Here is a 14736-nt window from a genome sequence, read left to right on the forward strand (position 1 = left end):
CTTCCCTAACGGAAACAAAGGTGTTCCCGACTGTGGCAAAAGCTCCAAGCCGTACCAGCGAGCCCCCCATTCCCAATCGGGAGCGTCCCGCCGAACCGCAACCGTTCCAGGCTACCAAGGAACAGTTGCTGGATTTCTACAAGCAGATGCTCCTGATCCGCCGCTTCGAAGAAAAGGCGGGCCAGCTCTACGGCCTCGGCCTGATCGGCGGTTTCTGCCACCTGTATATCGGCCAGGAAGCCGTGGCGGTGGGCCTCCAGTCGGCGCTCGACGGCGACAAGGATTCGGTCATCACCGGATATCGCGACCATGGCCACATGCTCGCCTATGGCATCGATCCCAAGGTCATCATGGCCGAGCTTACGGGGCGTGCCGCCGGCATCTCCAAGGGCAAGGGCGGGTCGATGCACATGTTCTCGACCGAGCATAAATTCTATGGCGGCCACGGCATCGTGGGCGCGCAGGTGTCGCTGGGCACCGGCCTGGCGTTCGGGCACAAGTACAGCAATGACGGCGGCGTCTGCCTCGCCTATTTCGGCGACGGCGCGGCCAATCAGGGCCAGGTGTACGAGAGCTTCAACATGGCCGAGCTGTGGAAGCTCCCGATCATCTTCGTGATCGAGAACAACCAGTATGCCATGGGCACCGCGGTCAACCGCGCCTCGTCCGAGGACCAGCTCTATCGCCGTGGCGAGAGCTTCCGCATCCCCGGCATCCAGGTCGACGGCATGGACGTGCTGGCGTGCCGTGGCGCGGCCGAAGAGGCGCTGGCCTGGGTCCGCGCGGGCAAGGGCCCGGTCATCCTCGAGATGAAGACCTATCGCTATCGCGGTCACTCCATGTCCGACCCCGCCAAGTATCGCAGCCGCGAGGAAGTTCAGGGCGTGCGCGACAAGTCGGACCCGATCGACCACGTCAAGAAGCTGCTCGAAGCGCAGGGCGTGACCGAGGCCGATCTGAAGGTCCTGGAGCAGGACATCCGCAAGCAGGTCAACGAAGCGGCCGATTTCGCCGAACAGACCCCCGAGCCCGACGTGGCTGAACTCTACACTGAAGTGCTGGTGGAGCGTTACTAAGATGGCGATCGAGATCAAGATGCCGGCCCTTTCGCCGACCATGGAAGAGGGCACGCTCGCCAAGTGGCTCGTGAAGGAAGGCGATACGGTCAAGTCCGGCGACATCATGGCCGAGATCGAGACCGACAAGGCGACGATGGAGTTCGAGGCCGTCGATGAGGGCGTGATCGCCAAGATCATCGTCGCCGAGGGCACCGACAATGTGAAGGTCGGCACCGCCATCGCGCTGCTGGCCGAAGAGGGCGAGGACGTCGCGACCGCCGCTGCCTCGGGCAGCCGTTCGGGCGAGGCGGCCAACGCCGCGCCGAAGAACGAGGCGACCGACTCCAATTCGCCGCCGATGCCGGAAGGTGCCGCCGCCGCCGAGCAGGAAAGCGGCACGCAGAAGCTGGTCGCCGCCGCCGAGCAGGAAGCGCCCGCCTCGCCGGAAATCCCGGAAGGCACCGAGATGGTCAAGCTGACCGTCCGCGAAGCGCTGCGCGATGCGATGGCCGAGGAAATGCGCGCCGACGACCGCGTCTTCGTGATGGGCGAGGAAGTCGCCCAGTATCAGGGCGCGTATAAGGTCACGCAAGGGTTGCTGGACGAGTTTGGCGACCGTCGCGTGATCGACACGCCGATCACCGAGTACGGCTTTGCTGGTGTCGGCACCGGTGCCGCGATGGGCGGCCTGCGTCCGGTCATCGAGTTCATGACGTTCAACTTCGCCATGCAGGCGATCGACCACATCATCAACTCGGCCGCCAAGACCAACTACATGTCCGGCGGCCAGATGCGCTGCCCGATCGTGTTCCGTGGTCCCAACGGTGCCGCCAGCCGCGTCGGCGCGCAGCACTCGCAGAACTACGGCCCGTGGTATGCAAGCGTCCCCGGCCTGATCGTGATCGCGCCCTATGACGCGGCCGATGCCAAGGGCCTGCTGAAGGCCGCGATCCGGTCGGAAGACCCGGTCGTCTTCCTCGAGAACGAGCTGATGTACGGCCGTTCGTTCGACGTGCCCAAGCTCGACGATTTCGTCCTGCCGATCGGCAAGGCGCGGATCATGCGCGAGGGCAAGGACGTGACGCTCGTCTCCTATTCGATCGGCGTGGGCGTCGCGCTCGAAGCCGCCGAGAAGCTGGCCGCCGAGGGCATCGACGCGGAGGTCATCGACCTGCGCACGCTGCGTCCGCTCGACACCAAGACGGTGCTGAAGTCGCTCGCCAAGACCAACCGCCTGGTCGTGGTCGAGGAAGGCTGGCCGACCTGCTCGATCGCGTCGGAAATCACCGCCGTGGTGATGGAGGAAGGGTTCGACGACCTCGACGCGCCGGTACTGCGCGTGACCAACGAGGACGTGCCGCTGCCCTACGCCGCCAACCTCGAAAAGCTGGCGCTTGTCGACGCGAACAAGGTCGTCACGGCGGTCAAGAAGGTCACCTATCGCGGCTGAGCCGTGGGTTATCTTATGATTTGAAGGGGCCTTCCGGGAGACCGGGAGGCCCTTTTTCATGGGGTTCATTCGTGCGAAGGGCAGGGGATGACCGACGCCCCCGCCACCCCGACGCCCCCGCCCGCCATCGAAGCGGTGATGCGCGAACAGGCGCTGGCGGTGGGCTATGCGCCGGCCGCCGCGCGCGAGGGGTTCGCGGCGCTGCTCGATCTCGACCATCAGTTCGCCTCGATCCTGCAAAGCACGACCGAGCCTATGATCGGCCAGATGCGGCTGACCTGGTGGTATGAGGCGCTGGAAAAGCTCGACCGCGAGCCCGCGCCTGCGCATCCGGTGTTGCAGCGGCTGGCGGTGGCGGTCCTGCGCGCCGGAGTGCGAGGCGCGGATCTGGCGCCGATGATCGAGGGGTGGGAGGCGCTGCTCGATGATGGCGAAGCGCTGGATGACGAGCGTGTCGCCCGCCATGCGCAGGCGCGCGGGGGCGTGTTGTTCGCCTCGATCGGCCGGTTGCTGGGTGGCGAGGGGTGGGAGCCTCTCGGGACAGCTTGGGCCAAGGCCGATCTGGCCGGGCATATCAGCGACAAGCCGCTGGCGGATCGAATCGGCGCACAGGCCCTGGGCGAGCTGGACACCGCGCTGTCGTTGAAGCGGGCGCGAGGGGGGCGGGGATTGAGCGGCCTGGGTGTCCTGACCCGTGAAGGTCTGCGTCACCCGGACCGCCTGCCGGGCCATCCCCTCCGCGCGGCGCGGCTGGCGTGGCATGGTTTGACGGGGCGCTGAAGCCGTTCGCATCAGGACGGAGTCGTACCCCGGCGAAGGCCGGGGTCCAGTTGTAATGCCCTATCGACGGCGCGGGGCCTTTGCCTCCCCCGCCGATCCGGGGCGCTCCACCGGCTGCACAGAAACTGGACCCCGGCCTTCGCCGGGGTACACGCAGTGTGGGGAGCGGCTCACCAAAACCCCGTTCAGCCTGAGCGAAGTCGAAGGCCAAGGGAATCATCTTGCCGCCCGTGCATGACCCCGGTTAACCATAACCCCGTCTGACGGGGGGAGACGGAACCGATGTGGCGCTATCTGGCCGGTGGGTTGGGCACGCTGGTACTGGTGGGGGCGGGGCTGTTCCTGTGGGGCAGCCGACCCGACACGCCATCCCCGCTCCCAGCCGCGAGCGCGGCGACTGCCTCGCCCCGACAAACTGCCGAGGACGATGCGCCCCTCCCCGAAGCCTCGGCGAAGACCCGCGAGCAGAAACGCTTCGACCGCTACGACAAGGACCGCGACGGCGCGATCACGCGCGAGGAATATCTCGCCGCGCGGCGCAAGGCTTACGGCAAGCTGGACCGGGACGGCGACGGCAGGCTGTCCTTCGACGAATGGGCGATCAAGGCCACGACCAAGTTCGCCACCGCCGACCGGGACAGGTCCGGGGCGATGAACGCGGCCGAGTTCGCCACCACCGCCATTAAGCGTCGACCGGCTCGGCGGGACTGTCCGCCGGTGCGAACGGCACCGGCTGAGGCACCGGAGGCGGCCCCGGCGGAAGAGAGTTGAGCCAGCCGGGCAGCGCCTCGCGCGCGCGATCGGTGTACATCTTCTTGCGATCGGCCTTCTTGGTCCGGCCGGGAATGGGCGGGAACAGGCCGAAATTGACGTTCATCGGCTGATAGGTCTCGGCCTCGGCCAGCCCGGTGATATGGCCCAACAGCGCGCCCAGCGCCGTCTCGACCGGTGGCGGGGCGATGGTCTTGCCGGTCAGCTCGGCGGCCGCGAAACGCCCGGCGAGCAGGCCGATGGCGGCGCTCTCGATATAGCCCTCGCACCCCGTGATCTGGCCCGCGAAGCGCAGATTGGGTCGCGACTTCAGCCGCAGCGTCGCGTCGAGCAGCTCCGGAGAGCGGATGAAGGTGTTGCGGTGAAGCCCGCCCAGCCGCGCGAACTCGGCCTTTTCCAGCCCCGGAATGGTGCGGAAGATGCGGATCTGCTCGGCATATTTCAGCTTGGTCTGGAAACCGACGATGTTCCACAGCGTGCCCGCCGCATTGTCCTGGCGCAGCTGGACGACGGCATAGGGCCAGCGTCCGGTACGCGGATCGTCCAGCCCGACGCCCTTCATCGGCCCGAAGCGCAGCGTGTCGACCCCGCGCTCGGCCATGACCTCGACCGGCATGCAGCCGTCGAAATAGGGCGTGTTCTTCTCCCACTCGCGGAATTCGGTCTTCTCGCCGTCGAGCAGCGCCTGATGGAAGGCCAGATACTGGTCCTTGTCCATCGGGCAGTTGATGTAATCCTTGCCCGTGCCCTTGTTCCAGCGGCTCTGGAACCAGGCAACGTCCATGTCGATCGACTCGCGGTGGACGATCGGCGCGATCGCGTCGAAGAAAGCCAGCGCCTCCGCGCCGGTCGCCTCGCCGATGCCGCCCGCCAGCGACGGCGCGGTCAGCGGGCCGGTGGCGATGATCGCCGGCCCCTCCGGCAGCGTGTCGATCCGCTCGCGAACGATGGTGATGTTGGGATGCGCCTCAAGTGCCGCCGTCACGCCGCCCGAAAAGCCGTCGCGGTCCACCGCCAGCGCCGAACCGGCGGGCACGGCATGGACGTCGCCCTTGGCCATGATGATCGAGCCGAGCGCGCGCATCTCCTGATGGAGCAGGCCGACCGCGTTGGAGGTCGCATCGTCCGAGCGGAAGGAATTGGAACAGACCAGCTCGGCCAGGTCGCCGCCATGATGGGCGGGCGTGGTGTCCGCGCCGCCGCGCATTTCGGACAGGCGCACCTTCAGCCCCGCTTCCGCAAGCTGCCACGCGGCTTCCGAGCCCGCCAGCCCGCCGCCGATCACATGAATGTCATAGGTCATCGCGTCGCCTTAGACCCGGAAGCGCCGGGGTGGAAGCACTTGCGCCGATGCGACGCCGCCGCCACCTCATGAACCATGACGACCATCTTCACCATCGGCTATGAGGGCGCGACCGTCGACGGCTTCCTCGCCACGCTGAAGCAGGCGGGGGTCGCGCGGCTGATCGACGTCCGCGCGCTGCCCCTGTCGCGGCGGCCCGGATTTTCCAAGTCGCCGCTGGCCGCCGCCTTGCGCGAGGTCGGGATCGACTATGTCCACCTCAAGGACCTCGGCACGCCGAAGCGCGGGCGGGATGCGGCCAAGAAGGGCGATGTGGGGACGCTGCGCGACGTCTATGACGATCAGCTGGCGCTGCCCGAGGCGCAGGCGGCGGCGGCGCGGATGCTCGATCTGGCGGGCGAGATGCCGTCCGCCTTGCTCTGCTACGAACGCGATCCCTGCCATTGCCATCGCACCCTGTTGCTGGAGGCGGTGGGGCAGGGGATGACGGTGGTCGACCTCTGTGTCTGATCAGACCGCGACCAAGTCCACGAAGTTGGCCGTGCGGTCGCGCAGCGCGCCGATGGTTTTGCCCAAAGCCTCCGCCAGCCCGTGGAGCGCGCCCGCTTCCTGATCGATCCGGGTCGCATCCTGCTGGATCTGCGCGACCTGTCGCCCGATCTGGTGCGCGGCCGTCACCGACTGTTCGACATTGCCCGCGATCGCGGTGGTCGCGACTCCCTGCGCCGCCACCGCCAGATCGATCGCCTGAGAGATGGCGCCGATCGCCCCGACCGCCTCGCAAAGCTGGCCCTGTTCGGCGACGAGCGCGTGGAGGTTGGTCTTGACCTCGGCGATGTTGCGCGCGGCGTTCTGTGCGGCCTCGCGGGTCTGGCTGGCGAGCGCCTTGACCTCATGCGCGACGACCGCGAAGCCGCGTCCGGCCTCGCCAGCGCGCGCGGCCTCGATCGCGGCGTTCAGCGCGAGCAGGTTGGTGCGGGCCGATACCGCCTCGATCAGCGCGAGCAGCGCGTCGATCGCGGTGGCGCTGTCGGCCAGGGCATCGGCGCGGAGGCCGGTGGCGGCGATCCGGTCGCCGACCGTGCGGCGAATATCGCGCGCCTTGTCCATGTCGCGGGTGATCGAGGCGAAGGCATCGGCCAGGCCCCGCCCGCGCGCCGCGGTGTCGCCCAGCGCCGAACGGCTTTGCTCGACCGCCTCGGTCATGCATGTCGCGCCCGTCTGGGTTTCGCCCGCATAGCGCGCCAGATCGCCCGCCACGCGGCCCATATCCCCGGTGGCGCGGGCCAGCGTGTCCGACAGGATGGCGATATCGGCCAGGAAGTCGTGCGCTGCGCCGTCGATCCGACGCGCCCGCGCCATTCGCTCCTGCGCCAGCGCGATCTGCGCATCGGCCGCCTGCCGCGCGATCGTGGCGGCATCCAGCGTGCCCTCGAAAACGCCCTTCTTCGTCAGGATCAGCGCGTCGGGGGCGCCCCAATCGGCATGGAGCGCCAGCTTTTCGGCGATGCTCGCCCCGACCTCGCAACAGGGATGGGCGCGGACATAACCATCCAGCGTCGCGCCGAAATCGGGATTTTGCAGCAGCGCATGGCCGAAGGGATTGTAGAGCAGCCCCTTTACGTCCCGCTCGCGGATCGCGCCGACCGGGCGGCGCTCGGCGTCGAGCACCGGCAGCAGCCGCATGTCGGGATGCTGCCGGAACAGGCCGATCGCCGCCGTCAACGACGCATCGGCGTCGATCACCGGGGCTTGGGGCACGGCGACCCCGGAGGAGAAGACGGGCGGCTTCATCGCCTCCGTCCCTATGTCATCAACCGTAAACGCCGTGTTAGGAATTGATGACGTTTTCGTGACGCAACGCCATCAATTTCCTTGCGATCACCCCGAAACGGGCAGGCGGACCGTCCCGTCCGTATCGCGCTTCATCGGACCATAGGCCAGCACCGCCGTCAGCGGCAGCGGCGCATAGAGATGCGGGAAGAGCTGGCCGCCCCGGCTCTCCTCCCACTTCACCGCCCCGCCCATCGCCGCCAGATCGACCGCCGCGATGTGCAGGTCGTCCTGGCCGGCGAAATGCTTGTCGACCGTCTCGGTCAGCTGGGCGGCGGTGGACAGATGGATATAGCCATCGGCCAGATCCACCGGGGCGCCCTTGAACACGCCCTCCTGTTCCAGCGCCGCCATCTGATCGGCGGTCAGCACCTTATAGGCGGTGGCGGGTTGGCTCATTCGCCATCCTCGGGTCCGGCGGCGAGGTTCTCGCCGATGACCGCGTCGGGCTCGGGCGCGATGTCGGACGTGCCGTCGGCCAGGTTCATCTCGGCATCCTCCTCGGTCTCCTCGATGCGCGCGGCCGAGACGACATGCTCGCCCGCCGCCACGTTGAAGAGCCGCAGACCCGCCGAGCCGCGCCCGATGACGCGAAGCGACGCCAGCGACATGCGGATCAGCTTGGCCTGGTCGGTCACGAGCATCAGCTGATGCCCCTTGGATGCAGGGAAGCTGGCGACGACATCGCCGTTGCGGGCGATATTGTCGATGTTCGTGATGCCCTGACCACCGCGACCCGTGCGGCGATATTCATAGGCCGAGGACAGCTTGCCATAGCCGTTCGCGCAGACGGTCAGGATGAACTGTTCGGAGTTGCGCAGCTCTTCGTACCGCTCCACCGACAGCTCGGGCTCGCCTTCCTTTTCGCCCTTCCAGGGGGCGAAGCGCAGATAAGCCTCGCGCTCCTCCTGGGTGGTGCCGACGCGGTGCAGGACCGAGAGCGAGATGACCTCGTCCTCGCCCTTCAGCGCGATGCCGCGCACGCCGGTCGAGGTGCGGCTCTGGAACTCGCGCACATCGTCGGCGGCGAAGCGGATCGCCCGGCCGCAGCGCGTGGCGAGCAGCACATCGTCCTGGGCACCGAGCAGCGCGACGCCGATCAGCCGGTCCTCGCTCTCGTCGTCGAAGCGCATCGCGATCTTGCCGTTCGAGGGGACGTTGGTGAACGCGTCCATCGAGTTGCGGCGCACCGCGCCCTTGGCGGTGGCGAACATGACGTGGAGCTTGCCCCACTCCGCCTCGTCCTCGGGCAGCGGCAGCACGGTCGAGATCGTCTCGCCCGGTGCCAGCGGCAACAGGTTGACCATCGGCCGTCCGCGCGTGGCGGGCCCTCCTTCGGGTAGGCGCCACACCTTGTAGCGATAGACCTTGCCATGGTTCGAGAAGAACAGGACCGGCGTGTGCGTGCTGGTCACGAACAGCTCGGTGACGACGTCCTCGTCCTTGGTCGCCATGCCCGAGCGGCCCTTGCCACCCCGGTTCTGCGCGCGGAAGGCGTCGAGCGGGGTACGCTTGATATAGCCCTGCATGGTCACGGTGACGACCATGTCCTCGCGCTCGATCAGGTCCTCGTCGTCGATACCATCGGCAGCGGCGGCGATTTCCGAGCGGCGCGGGGTCGCGAACTGGTCGCGGATCGCCACCAGCTCACCGCGCATCACCTCGTACAGCTTCACGCGGTTGGCGAGGATTTCGAGCAGCTCGGTGATCGAGTCCGCCAACCCCTTCAGCTCGTCGCCGATCTCGTCACGGCCGAGCGCCGTCAGGCGATGCAGGCGCAGGTCGAGGATCGCGCGAACCTGTGTCTCGGACAGGCGATAGGTGTCGCCAAAGCCTTCGCTCTCGACCGCTTCGACCAGGCGGATATAGGGCGCGATCTCGGCGATCGGCCATTCGCGGGCGAGCAATGCCTCACGCGCGGCGACCGGCGAGGCCGAACCGCGGATGATCCGCACCACTTCGTCCAGGTTCGTCACCGCGATGACGAGGCCCAGCAAGATGTGCGCCCGCTCGCGGGCCTTGGCCAGTTCGAACTTGGAGCGGCGGGTGATGACCTGCTCGCGGAACTGGACGAAGGCCTGGATGATGTCGCGCAGGTTCAGCAGCTCGGGCCGCCCGCCGCGAATGGCGAGCATGTTGGCCGGGAAGCTGGTCTGGGCGGGGGTGTGCCGCCAAAGCTGGTTGAGCACGACCTCGGGGGTCGCATCGCGCTTCAGGTCGATGACGATGCGAACGCCTTCGCGGTTCGACTCGTCGCGAATGTCGCTGATCCCCTCGATCCGCTTTTCCTTCGCGGCCTCGGCGATCTTCTCAACCAGCGCGTTCTTGCCCTGCTGGAAGGGGATTTCGGTCAGGACGATGGCCCGGCGGTCGCCGCGCATCTCCTCGATCTCGTGGCGCGAGCGCACGATGATCGAGCCGCGCCCGGTCTGATAGGCCGATCGCGCGCCCGAACGGCCGAGGATCAGCGCGCCGGTGGGGAAGTCGGGGGCGGGGACGATCTCGTTGAGTTCCTCGACCGTGATCGCGCCGTTTTCCATGTACGCCAGACAGGCATTGACCACCTCGCCCAGATTGTGCGGCGGGATGTTGGTCGCCATGCCGACCGCGATACCGCCGGCACCATTGACCAGCAGGTTCGGGTACTGGGCGGGCAGGACCGAGGGTTCGCGCTCCGAGCCGTCATAGTTGGGCTGGAAGTCGACCGTGTCCTTGTCGAGATCGTCGAGCAGCGAGTTGGCGACCTTGGCCAGACGCGCTTCGGTGTAACGCATCGCGGCGGGCGGATCGGGGTCCATCGAGCCGAAGTTGCCCTGACCGTCGATCAGCGGCACGCGCATCGACCAGTCCTGCGCCATGCGGGCCAGCGCGTCGTAGATCGCGCTGTCGCCGTGCGGGTGGTACTTGCCCATGACGTCGCCGACGATGCGCGCCGACTTGCGGTACGGCTTGCCCGCGACGAAGCCGCTCTCGGCGGCCGAATAGAGGATACGGCGATGGACGGGCTTCAGGCCGTCGCGCACATCGGGCAGCGCACGCGCCACGATCACACTCATCGCATAGTCGAGATAGCTCGACTTCATCTCGTCGACGATGGAGATCGTCGAAATATCGGAAGGTTCCGCGAGGGTCGTCTCGTCGGCCAAAGTCTGTTGCTTTCCGGCTTGATGGTCAGATGGGAACCAAGGGTACTAGCCCAGCGTGAGCCGCCTGACCACCCCCGCGCGACCCCATTCGCGAGGGGCCGTTCGGGAGCAACGGCGGGCGCGGAGCGGGTCGGCGGGGATGGGCCCGGCGCCTATGCTCCCCCCGGGCAGCAGGATCGCGGGACTTGTCGAGGCGCTGGTCGCCGACGGGAGTAAACGGCGACCAGCCGGGGTCTTATGCCGCCCCGGCGATTTCGGCGACATGTCGCAAATGTTACTATTCTGTCATGACGTTGTCGTAACAGACGTTGTCGTAACAAGGGGTTTGACGGGTCAGGGCTGGACCTCCTTGCCCTCCCAGTCGAACAGCTTGCCGCTGTCGGGCGCGCGCAGTCCGTCGAGGACGTCGAGCAGTTGCACGGCGGCGCGATCGGCGGCGAACAGGCCGCCGGGGCGGACATTGCCCTGGAACGGCTTGGACAGCGCGGTATCGACGGTGCCGGGGTGCAGGGCGACGACGATCGAGCGGTCGTTGCGCCGCTTGTGCTCGATCGCCAGCGTGCGGATGAACTGGTTCAGCGCCGCCTTGGACGCGCGATAGCCGTACCAGCCGCCCATGCGATTGTCGGAGATCGATCCGACCCGCGCCGACAGCGCCGCGAAGATCGTCTTGCCGGTGCGCGGCATCAGCGGCAGCAGATGCTTGGCGATCAGCGCCGGGCCGATCGCATTGACCGCGAAATTGCGCGCCAGCCATGCGGGCGACAGCTGGTCGATCGCCTTTTCGGGCCCGTGGTCGCCGTCATGCAGCAGGCCGGTGGCGACGATCACCAGATCGGGGGCAGGCCCGCTGGCGATCCGCGCGGCGGCGGCGGCGATGCTGGCCTCGTCCTCCAGGTCGATATGCGCGTCGCCGGTCATCGAGCGGGCGAAGCGGGCGACCGCGATCCCCTCTTCCTCCAGCGCGTCGGCAAGGGCTCCGCCGATCCCGCCCGAGGCGCCGATGACGATTGCCCGTTTCCACTCGCTCATCGCACGAATCTCCACAGGGTCGGCGTGCTCGCCTCGGCGTCGAACGCATAGCCGTCGCTATCGAAACCGCGCATCGCATCGGTGTCGGTGATGGCATGCTCGACCATCCAGCGCGCCATGGCGCCGCGCGCCTTCTTGGCGTGGAAGCTGACGAAGCGGTCGCCCTCGCGGAAATCGACGCCGATCACGCGGATGGACGGGGGCAGCTTGCCGTCGACGGCATGCCAATATTCCTGGCTGGCCAGGTTCAGGATGGTGCCGGTGCCCTCCGCCTCGACCTCCTCGGCCAGGCGCGTGGCGATCCGGTCGCCCCACCAGTCGGTCAGCTTGTCCCCGCGCGGCGCCCAGCGCGTGCCCATTTCCAGCCGATAGGGACGCATCGCGTCCAGCGGGCGGAGCAGCCCGTAAAGCCCCGACAGCATCCGCAGATGATCTTGCGCGAACAGGATCGCGGGCTCGTCCAGCGTCTTGGCCTCCAGCCCGGTATAGACGTCGCCCGCAAAGGCGAACATCGCGGGCCGCTCGGGCGCGTCGGCGAAGTCGCGGAACCGTTCGGCATTCAGCTTGGCGAGCGCGGGCGAGATGCGCATCAGCGCGGACAGCTTCTCTTCGCCGAGGCCCGCAGCGGCGGCGGCCAGCGCGTCCGCCTCGACCGCGAAATGCGGGCGGGTGGGGGCGAGATCGGGGAGGGGGCTCTTGTAATCGAGCGTCTTGGCGGGGGAAATGACGGCAATCATGATGACGCACGCGCTAGCGGGCGGAGCGTTCGCGTTCAATCCGCGTTCAGCGGCTGACGGATAGGGTGGCACGCATCATCGCTTTGCTTGAACGGGACGAGACCTGTCCCTACAAGCGCGCCATCGACGGTTCCGGACCTGACAGGCTCTATTCTTGGAGAGAATTCGCATGAAAATCATTCCGAAACTCGCGCTGGCGGCGGTGCTTGCGACGGGCGTAGGTGGCGTTGCGCTGACCGCGCCGGCCGTCGCGCAGAAGAAGGGCAAGGAGCAGGAAGCCGGTGGCCTGAAGCTCAGCCCCGAGGCGCTGAAGGCAGCGCAGGCGGCACAGCCGGTGCTGCAGCAGAAGAATTATGCCGCCGCCGATCCGCTGGTGTCGGCGGTCGAGGCCGCGGCCAAGACCGAGGACGACAAGTATATCGCGGCCGCGATGCGCTACGAGCTCGAATCGGGCAAGCTGTTCGCCGCGCAGCAGGCGAACCCGAACGCGCCGATCGACGAGGCCCCGCTCGCCAAGCCGCTGGACGTGCTGATCGCCAGCCCCTCGACCCCGGTGACGGACAAGCCGCGCTATGTCTATCGTCGCGGCGCGCTGGCCTATAATGGCAAGCAGTATCCGATCGCGCTGAAATATTTCGAACAGGCGCAGCAGCTGGGTTACAACGACCCCAACCTGCCGCTGCTGATCGTCAAGGCGAAGATGGAGACGGGCGACGTCGCGGGCGCGAACGCCGCGCTGGCCACCACCATCGACCAGATGAACGCCTCGGGCCAGAAGGCGCCGGAGGATTATTACAAGTACGCCATCGGTCGCGCCAACAAGAGCAAGATGGTCCCCGAGACGCTGACCTGGATGCGCAAGTGGATCGTCGCCTATCCGACGCCGCAGAACTGGCGCAACGCGCTGGTCATCTATGGCCTGCAGCCGGGTTCGCTGGCGACGCTGGACAAGAACCAGAAGCTGGACCTGTTCCGCCTGATGCGCGCCTCCAAGTCGCTGGCCGACCAGAACGACTATATGGAATATGCGCAATATGCGACGGACAAGGGCCTGCCCGCCGAGGCGGAAGCGGTCCTGAAGGAAGGCATGGCGACCGGCAAGATCCCGGCCGGTAACGCCACCGCCAAGGCGATGCTGACCGCCGCCGCCGCCAAGAGCCGCCAAGAAGGCTCGCTCGCCCCGACCGAGGCGCGCGCTAAGTCGGCTGGCGACGGCAAGCTCGCCGCGCTGACCGCCGAGGCCTATTACGGCCAGGGCAATTACGCCAAGGCGGCCGAGCTGTACCGCACCGCGCTGCAAAAGGGCGGCGTCGATGCGGGCGAGGTGAACACCCGCCTCGGCATCGCACTCGCCGCGCAGGGCGACAAGGCCGGTGCCACCGCCGCCTTCGACGCGGTGAACGGTGCCCCCCGCGCCGATCTGGCGGGCTTCTGGAAGGCCTGGCTCTCGACCCAGGCATAAGGTCAACGTCCGCGCCGATCCGGTCGGCGTGGTCCTGTCCCGCGGAAAGGCCTCGGCGAAAGCCGGGGCCTTTTTCGTTCCGGTGGGAGGGGCGCGAAACTCCCTCCCACCCGCCGTTCAGCCTGAGCGCAGTCGAAGGCCACGGGATTGTGCTCGCCTGGAGGGACGCAGCGGGCGTGCGCTTCGACTTCGCTCAGCGCGAACGGTTGTCTGGTCTGCGGCCCCAAGCTCCGCGCGCGTCCCTGCCCTCCGTTCAGCCTGAGCGCAGTCGAAGGCCACGGGATTGCACTCGCCTGGAGGAAAGCTGCAGGGTGCGCTTCGACTTCGCTCAGCGCGAACGGCAGTCTGGTGAGAAGCCTCAAGCGCCGCCCGCGCCCCGCCCTCCGTTCGGCCTGAGCGAAGTCGAAGCGCACGCGAATCCCTGGAAATGGAATCACCCCGTCAAATGGCGGCCCTCCCAAGAAAAAAAACCGGCCCCCCTCGCAGAAGGCCGGTTTCCTGACTGGCCGAAAACTTGTGGGTCAGTCCGCTTCGATCGGAATCCCCGACACCTGCTTGGCGGTGCGAATGGTCAGCGAGGTCTTGACGCTGGCGACGTTGGGCGCCGGTGTCAGATGCCCGGTCAGGATTTCCTGGAAGCTCTTGAGGTCCGACGCGACGATCTTCAGGATGAAGTCGATCTCGCCGTTCAGCATATGGCATTCGCGCACTTCGGGAATACCGGCGACATGCGCTTCGAACGCGGCCAGGTCATGCTCGGCCTGGCTGCGCAGCGACACCATCGCGAAGACGGTGATCGGAAAGCCCAGACGCGCGGCGTCCAGATCGGCGTGATAGCCCCGGATCGCCCCCGCTTCCTCGAGCGCGCGGACGCGACGCAGGCAGGGCGGGGCGGTCAAACCGACGCGTTCGGCGAGTTCGACATTGGTCATACGGCCATCGGCCTGCAACAGCGCCAGGATCTGCCGATCGATACGATCGAGCGCCATTACACGATACTCCACATAAAAAGCCGATTCCCTATGTTCGTTTGCGGCTGGATATAAGAAAATTACGCACTACCGCAATTGTCTCACTTTGCAACGGCATGTCGCGTGATATTTGCAGGTTACCAGTTGGAAGGATAAAGACGTTACGTCAGGGTCCTCGGGGGCCATGGCCCAA

At 67.1% G+C, this 14736-nt stretch carries 13 protein-coding genes; 6 read left to right on the top strand and 7 right to left on the bottom strand.

Going from position 1 to position 14736, the window contains the following annotated elements:
* The first annotated feature begins 32 nt into the window (after positions 1-32).
* The 4 genes from pdhA to ACFX59_RS09475 all read left to right on the top strand — a co-directional run bounded on the left by pdhA (position 33) and on the right by ACFX59_RS09475 (position 4059).
* On the top strand, positions 33-1076 hold the full coding sequence (gene pdhA / locus ACFX59_RS09460; RefSeq protein ID WP_294235726.1) for a pyruvate dehydrogenase (acetyl-transferring) E1 component subunit alpha: 1044 nt from the start codon (positions 33-35) through the stop codon (positions 1074-1076).
* 1 nt (position 1077) lies between these two features.
* Positions 1078-2508: a pyruvate dehydrogenase complex E1 component subunit beta gene (locus ACFX59_RS09465; protein WP_387431833.1), complete on the top strand. Its 1431-nt coding sequence runs from the start codon at positions 1078-1080 to the stop codon at positions 2506-2508.
* Between the two features lie 87 nt (positions 2509-2595).
* Positions 2596-3288, top strand: coding sequence for a squalene/phytoene synthase family protein (locus ACFX59_RS09470; RefSeq protein ID WP_387431835.1), 693 nt, complete (start codon positions 2596-2598; stop codon positions 3286-3288).
* Between the two features lie 282 nt (positions 3289-3570).
* Complete coding sequence (locus ACFX59_RS09475) at positions 3571-4059, top strand: EF-hand domain-containing protein (RefSeq protein WP_387431837.1); 489 nt, start codon at positions 3571-3573, stop codon at positions 4057-4059.
* On the opposite strand, the gene trmFO is transcribed toward ACFX59_RS09475, so the two are convergent.
* Entirely contained in the window at positions 3971-5362 is a 1392-nt protein-coding gene (trmFO, locus tag ACFX59_RS09480; RefSeq protein WP_387431839.1) for a methylenetetrahydrofolate--tRNA-(uracil(54)-C(5))-methyltransferase (FADH(2)-oxidizing) TrmFO, read from the bottom strand. The genes ACFX59_RS09475 and trmFO overlap by 89 nt on opposite strands.
* Positions 5363-5437: 75 nt before the next feature.
* Between trmFO and ACFX59_RS09485 the strand changes: the two genes are divergently transcribed.
* Positions 5438-5872 (top strand): DUF488 family protein, encoded by a 435-nt coding sequence (locus tag ACFX59_RS09485; RefSeq protein WP_387431842.1) that lies wholly within the window; start codon positions 5438-5440, stop codon positions 5870-5872.
* Here ACFX59_RS09485 and ACFX59_RS09490 read toward each other — a convergent pair whose 3' ends face one another.
* The 5 genes from ACFX59_RS09490 to ACFX59_RS09510 all read right to left on the bottom strand — a co-directional run bounded on the left by ACFX59_RS09490 (position 5873) and on the right by ACFX59_RS09510 (position 12110).
* Positions 5873-7156: a methyl-accepting chemotaxis protein gene (locus ACFX59_RS09490; RefSeq protein ID WP_387431844.1), complete on the bottom strand. Its 1284-nt coding sequence runs from the start codon at positions 7154-7156 to the stop codon at positions 5873-5875.
* 87 nt (positions 7157-7243) lie between these two features.
* Positions 7244-7594: a DUF952 domain-containing protein gene (locus ACFX59_RS09495; protein ID WP_387431847.1), complete on the bottom strand. Its 351-nt coding sequence runs from the start codon at positions 7592-7594 to the stop codon at positions 7244-7246.
* Positions 7591-10341 carry a DNA gyrase subunit A gene (gyrA, locus tag ACFX59_RS09500; RefSeq protein WP_387431849.1) on the bottom strand — a complete coding sequence of 917 codons (2751 nt, stop codon included), beginning with the start codon at positions 10339-10341 and terminating at the stop codon, positions 7591-7593. The genes ACFX59_RS09495 and gyrA overlap by 4 nt, the downstream gene beginning before the upstream one ends.
* Positions 10342-10674: 333 nt before the next feature.
* Positions 10675-11373, bottom strand: a complete 699-nt coding sequence (locus ACFX59_RS09505; RefSeq protein ID WP_387431852.1) for an SDR family NAD(P)-dependent oxidoreductase — start codon at positions 11371-11373, stop codon at positions 10675-10677.
* The gene (locus ACFX59_RS09510) at positions 11370-12110 is read right to left on the bottom strand and encodes a YaaA family protein (protein WP_387431855.1); all 741 of its coding nucleotides are present in this window, start codon (positions 12108-12110) and stop codon (positions 11370-11372) included. Before ACFX59_RS09510 ends, ACFX59_RS09505 begins: the two co-directional genes overlap by 4 nt.
* Positions 12111-12279: 169 nt before the next feature.
* Between ACFX59_RS09510 and ACFX59_RS09515 the strand changes: the two genes are divergently transcribed.
* On the top strand, positions 12280-13572 hold the full coding sequence (locus ACFX59_RS09515) for a tol-pal system YbgF family protein (RefSeq protein ID WP_387431858.1): 1293 nt from the start codon (positions 12280-12282) through the stop codon (positions 13570-13572).
* Positions 13573-14093: 521 nt separating this feature from the next.
* On the opposite strand, the gene ACFX59_RS09520 is transcribed toward ACFX59_RS09515, so the two are convergent.
* Positions 14094-14561 carry an Lrp/AsnC family transcriptional regulator gene (locus ACFX59_RS09520; protein ID WP_042487895.1) on the bottom strand — a complete coding sequence of 156 codons (468 nt, stop codon included), beginning with the start codon at positions 14559-14561 and terminating at the stop codon, positions 14094-14096.
* Positions 14562-14736 lie beyond the last annotated feature (175 nt).

The sequence above is a fragment of the Sphingomonas sp. NCPPB 2930 genome (genome assembly GCF_042867205.1).
Classification (GTDB): domain Bacteria; phylum Pseudomonadota; class Alphaproteobacteria; order Sphingomonadales; family Sphingomonadaceae; genus Sphingomonas.

Excerpts from the sequence above, each read along its gene's own strand:
- ACFX59_RS09470 (WP_387431835.1), top strand. The coding sequence starts at position 2,596 with ATGACCGACGCCCCCGCCACCCCGACGCCCCCGCCCGCCATCGAAGCG.
- trmFO (WP_387431839.1), bottom strand. The coding sequence starts at position 5,362 with ATGACCTATGACATTCATGTGATCGGCGGCGGGCTGGCGGGCTCGGAA.
- ACFX59_RS09495 (WP_387431847.1), bottom strand. The coding sequence starts at position 7,594 with ATGAGCCAACCCGCCACCGCCTATAAGGTGCTGACCGCCGATCAGATG.
- ACFX59_RS09490 (WP_387431844.1), bottom strand. The coding sequence starts at position 7,156 with ATGAAGCCGCCCGTCTTCTCCTCCGGGGTCGCCGTGCCCCAAGCCCCG.
- ACFX59_RS09485 (WP_387431842.1), top strand. The coding sequence starts at position 5,438 with ATGACGACCATCTTCACCATCGGCTATGAGGGCGCGACCGTCGACGGC.
- ACFX59_RS09520 (WP_042487895.1), bottom strand. The coding sequence starts at position 14,561 with ATGGCGCTCGATCGTATCGATCGGCAGATCCTGGCGCTGTTGCAGGCC.
- ACFX59_RS09475 (WP_387431837.1), top strand. The coding sequence starts at position 3,571 with ATGTGGCGCTATCTGGCCGGTGGGTTGGGCACGCTGGTACTGGTGGGG.
- ACFX59_RS09515 (WP_387431858.1), top strand. The coding sequence starts at position 12,280 with ATGAAAATCATTCCGAAACTCGCGCTGGCGGCGGTGCTTGCGACGGGC.
- ACFX59_RS09505 (WP_387431852.1), bottom strand. The coding sequence starts at position 11,373 with ATGAGCGAGTGGAAACGGGCAATCGTCATCGGCGCCTCGGGCGGGATC.
- ACFX59_RS09510 (WP_387431855.1), bottom strand. The coding sequence starts at position 12,110 with ATGATTGCCGTCATTTCCCCCGCCAAGACGCTCGATTACAAGAGCCCC.
- ACFX59_RS09465 (WP_387431833.1), top strand. The coding sequence starts at position 1,078 with ATGGCGATCGAGATCAAGATGCCGGCCCTTTCGCCGACCATGGAAGAG.